A 2165-nucleotide genomic window follows, 5' to 3' on the forward strand; every position below is an offset into this window, starting at 1 on the left:
GCGGGGTGCCGCCCGGCAACGCGAGCGCCACGACCGCCGCGGAGGCCACCGGGATACTGCCCGCCGCCGCCGCGCTACCCGGGGCGAGCTCGGAAACCAGGGCGGGCAGCCGCGGTGCGGGCACCGCGAGCACCACCGCGTCGGCGGGCCAGCGGGTGCCTTCGTCGTCGGTCAGCTCCCATCCGCCCGACGCGCGGTCCACGCTGCGGACGGCCACCTGAGCCCAGCGCAGCCCGGAGCGGCGCACCAGCTCGTCGATCAGCACCGTGTAACCCCCGTCCACCGCGCCGAACACCGACCCGGTCAGCGGTGGCGGCAGCGCAGTGCGCACGGCGTCGGTCAAGCAGCGGGCCCCACGATCCAGCGCCGCGGCGACCGTCGGGGCCGCCGCACGGATGCCGATGGCCGCCGACGAACCTGAGTACACCCCGGTCAGCAGGGGGTCGACCGAGCGGACCACCACCTGCTCGCCGAAGCGTTCGCCGACGAGGTCGGCCACCGCCGGGTCGGCGCCGGTACGCCAGGTGAAGGGGCGCCGGGGTTCGTCGAGCATCCACCTGATCGTGGCGTCGTCGACCAGACCGGACAGCGCCTCGGGACGCGACGGGATGCCGTTGACGGTGTCGGTGGGCAGTGGATGCAGACGGCCCTCGCTGTAGAGCAGCGGGCGCGCACCGGTGGTGGAGATCTGTTTGCCCGCAAGACCCAACTCGGCCAGCAGCGCGGGCACTTCGGGCCTGCGCGCCACAAACGCCTCGGCGCCGACGTCAACCGGTTGCCCGCCGATCCGCTCTGTGCGCAGCACCCCGCCGAGCCGGTCGGCGGGATCGAACACCGTGATAGCCGCGTCCGGCCCGACAGCCACCCGCAGCCGGTATGCCGCGACGAGCCCCGAGATCCCGCCCCCCACAACGCAGTACTGGCGATGCCTGGTCGACGTCACAGCTCGTGCACCAGAGCAACCGCGTCGGTGATCACCTCGGGATCGGTACCGGGCAGCACACCGTGGCCCAGGTTGAACACGTGCCCGACAGCGCCCGCGTCCACCGCGCGCCTTCCGTCCTCGACGACGGCGCGCACGGCGCGCTGCACCACCGGCCAGCCCGCCATCAGCACCACCGGGTCGAGATTCCCCTGCAGCGCACAGCTCCGCTGCACGCGGGCGGCGGCATCGGCCAGCGACGTCCGCCAGTCCACCCCCACCACCGCGGGCACTCCCCGCCCGGAGACCGCCTCCGACATCGCGCCCAGCAGCTCGGCGGTACCCACCCCGAAATGCGTCATCGGCACGCCGTACCCGGCCAGTGACTCGAACACCCTGGCGCTGTGCGGCAGCACGTAGGTGCGGTAGTCGGCCAGCGACAGCGTGCCGGCCCAGGAGTCGAACACCTGGATGGCGTCCACGCCCGCGTCGAGCTGGGTCCGCAGGAACGCGATCGTCACGTCGGTCAGTGCCGTCATCAGCGCATGCCAGGTCGCGGACTCGCCCAACATCATCGCCTTGGTGTGCTCGTGGTTGCGGCTCGGGCCACCCTCGACGAGATAGGACGCCAGGGTGAACGGGGCGCCGGCGAAGCCGATCAGCGGCACATCGCCGAGCGCGGCGGTCAGCTGGCCGATCGCAGTGGCCACCGGGGCCACCTGCTCGGAGTCCAGCGGTGCGACGGTCCGGACGTCAGCACGGGTTCGGATGGGGCGCTCGATCACCGGACCGACATCGGGAACGATGTCGAGTGCGATCCCGGCGGCCCGCAGCGGCACCACGATGTCGGAGAACAGGATCGCGGCGTCGACGCCGTGCCTGCGCACCGGTTGCAGGGTGATCTCGGTGATCAGGTCGGCGTCGAAACAGGCCTGCATCATCGTGTTCTCGGCGCGAAGCGCCCGGTACTCCGGCAGTGACCGCCCCGCCTGCCGCATCATCCACACCGGCACCCGGTGGGGTTTGCGGCCTGCGACGGCGGCCAGGTAGGGCGATTCAGGCAGCTCGCGGCGCGTGTTCATCGACACCCATGCTGCCATGGCCCGTCCGGTTCCTGATTCGGCGCGCCTGCACCAAGAGCTGGACAAATGGACTACCGTCAGACGCCGTGACCACCGCCGAACCGGCTCAGTTCCGTGAAGCGGTGGCGGCGATGAATGCCACCACCGTGCGACCGGAGATC

At 71.9% G+C, this 2165-nt stretch carries 2 protein-coding genes and 1 pseudogene; 1 reads left to right on the top strand and 2 read right to left on the bottom strand.

From position 1 onward, the window contains the following. Together WA944_RS15785 and hemE are read right to left on the bottom strand one after the other, a co-directional pair. A partial coding sequence (locus WA944_RS15785; protein ID WP_526647106.1) for a protoporphyrinogen/coproporphyrinogen oxidase occupies positions 1-943 on the bottom strand: 943 nt, incomplete at its 3' end. Next, the gene (gene hemE, locus WA944_RS15790) at positions 940-2004 is read right to left on the bottom strand and encodes a uroporphyrinogen decarboxylase (protein ID WP_526374449.1); all 1065 of its coding nucleotides are present in this window, start codon (positions 2002-2004) and stop codon (positions 940-942) included. The genes WA944_RS15785 and hemE, both read right to left, overlap by 4 nt. Before the next feature lie 35 nt (positions 2005-2039). Here hemE and WA944_RS15795 point away from each other — a divergent pair. Further along, positions 2040-2165 (top strand): annotated as a pseudogene (locus WA944_RS15795) (hypothetical protein); the annotation flags it as partial.

It is taken from the genome of Mycobacterium sp. (assembly GCF_049683355.1).
Lineage (GTDB): Bacteria > Actinomycetota > Actinomycetes > Mycobacteriales > Mycobacteriaceae > Mycobacterium.